Annotated in this window: 1 rRNA gene (cut by a window edge); it reads right to left on the reverse strand. The window is 56.8% G+C overall.

Going from position 1 to position 2,500, the window contains the following annotated elements:
• Window positions 1-21 precede the first annotated feature (21 nt).
• Window positions 22-2,500: ribosomal RNA gene (locus tag AB4K12_RS31150) — 23S ribosomal RNA — on the reverse strand; it runs 644 nt beyond the window's last position.

The following is a 2,500-nucleotide window of genomic DNA, read 5'->3' on the forward strand; positions in this document are numbered from 1 at the left end:
ACACAGTGGACGCGAGCAACTGAGGACAAGCCCTCGGCCTATTAGTACCAGTCAGCTCCAACCGTTACCGGTCTTCCACACCTGGCCTATCAACCCAGTCGTCTACTGGGAGCCTTACCCCATCAAGTGGGTGGGAGTCCTCATCTCGAAGCAGGCTTCCCGCTTAGATGCTTTCAGCGGTTATCCCTCCCGAACGTAGCCAACCAGCCATGCCCTTGGCAGGACAACTGGCACACCAGAGGTTCGTCCGTCCCGGTCCTCTCGTACTAGGGACAGCCCTTCTCAAGACTCCTACGCGCGCAGCGGATAGGGACCGAACTGTCTCACGACGTTCTAAACCCAGCTCGCGTACCGCTTTAATGGGCGAACAGCCCAACCCTTGGGACCGACTCCAGCCCCAGGATGCGACGAGCCGACATCGAGGTGCCAAACCATCCCGTCGATATGGACTCTTGGGGAAGATCAGCCTGTTATCCCCGGGGTACCTTTTATCCGTTGAGCGACGGCGCTTCCACAAGCCACCGCCGGATCACTAGTCCCGACTTTCGTCCCTGCTCGACCCGTCGGTCTCACAGTCAAGCTCCCTTGTGCACTTACACTCAACACCTGATTGCCAACCAGGCTGAGGGAACCTTTGGGCGCCTCCGTTACCCTTTAGGAGGCAACCGCCCCAGTTAAACTACCCACCAGACACTGTCCCTGATCCGGATCACGGACCGAGGTTAGACATCCAGCACGACCAGAGTGGTATTTCAACGACGACTCCACCATGGCTGGCGCCATGACTTCAAAGTCTCCCACCTATCCTACACAAGCCGAACCGAACACCAATATCAAGCTATAGTAAAGGTCCCGGGGTCTTTCCGTCCTGCTGCGCGAAACGAGCATCTTTACTCGTAGTGCAATTTCACCGGGCCTATGGTTGAGACAGTCGAGAAGTCGTTACGCCATTCGTGCAGGTCGGAACTTACCCGACAAGGAATTTCGCTACCTTAGGATGGTTATAGTTACCACCGCCGTTTACTGGCGCTTAAGTTCTCAGCTTCGCCCTGTCGAAACAGAGCTAACCGGTCCCCTTAACGTTCCAGCACCGGGCAGGCGTCAGTCCGTATACATCGCCTTACGGCTTCGCACGGACCTGTGTTTTTAGTAAACAGTCGCTTCTCGCTGGTCTCTGCGGCCACACCCAGCTCACGGAGTAAATCCGATCACCAGACATGGCCCCCCTTCTCCCGAAGTTACGGGGGCATTTTGCCGAGTTCCTTAACCATAGTTCACCCGAACGCCTCGGTATTCTCTACCTGACCACCTGAGTCGGTTTAGGGTACGGGCCGCCATGAAACTCGCTAGAGGCTTTTCTCGACAGCATAGGATCATCCACTTCACCACAATCGGCTCGGCATCAGGTCTCAGGCTGTATGTTGTGCGGATTTGCCTACACAACGCCCTACACCCTTACCCCGGGACTACCACCGCCCGGGCTGGACTACCTTCCTGCGTCACCCCATCGCTTACCTACTACAAGTCTGGTTCGTCGGCTCCACCACTTTCCTTTCCCCGAAGGGTCCGGAACGGCTTCACGGACTTAGCATCGCCTGATTCGATATTGGGCGTTTCAAAGCGGGTACCGGAATATCAACCGGTTGTCCATCGACTACGCCTGTCGGCCTCGCCTTAGGTCCCGACTTACCCTGGGCAGATCAGCTTGACCCAGGAACCCTTAGTCAATCGGCGCACACGTTTCTCACGTGTGTATCGCTACTCATGCCTGCATTCTCACTCGTGAACCGTCCACAACTCGCTTCCGCGGCTGCTTCACCCGGCACACGACGCTCCCCTACCCATCCACACGGGCGTTGGCCCTCATGTGTGAATGACACGACTTCGGCGGTACGCTTGAGCCCCGCTACATTGTCGGCGCGGAATCACTTGACCAGTGAGCTATTACGCACTCTTTCAAGGGTGGCTGCTTCTAAGCCAACCTCCTGGTTGTCTCTGCGACTCCACATCCTTTCCCACTTAGCGTACGCTTAGGGGCCTTAGTCGATGCTCTGGGCTGTTTCCCTCTCGACCATGGAGCTTATCCCCCACAGTCTCACTGCCGCGCTCTCACTTACCGGCATTCGGAGTTTGGCTAAGGTCAGTAACCCGGTAGGGCCCATCGCCTATCCAGTGCTCTACCTCCGGCAAGAAACACACGACGCTGCACCTAAATGCATTTCGGGGAGAACCAGCTATCACGGAGTTTGATTGGCCTTTCACCCCTAACCACAGGTCATCCCCCAGGTTTTCAACCCTGGTGGGTTCGGTCCTCCACGAAGTCTTACCTCCGCTTCAACCTGCCCATGGCTAGATCACTCCGCTTCGGGTCTTGGGCGCGCTACTCAATCGCCCTATTCGGACTCGCTTTCGCTACGGCTTCCCCACACGGGTTAACCTCGCAACACACCGCAAACTCGCAGGCTCATTCTTCAAAAGGCACGCAGTCACGACGCACCAA

It is taken from the genome of Streptomyces sp. C36, from assembly GCF_040932295.1.
Taxonomy (GTDB): Bacteria; Actinomycetota; Actinomycetes; order Streptomycetales; family Streptomycetaceae; genus Streptomyces; species Streptomyces triculaminicus.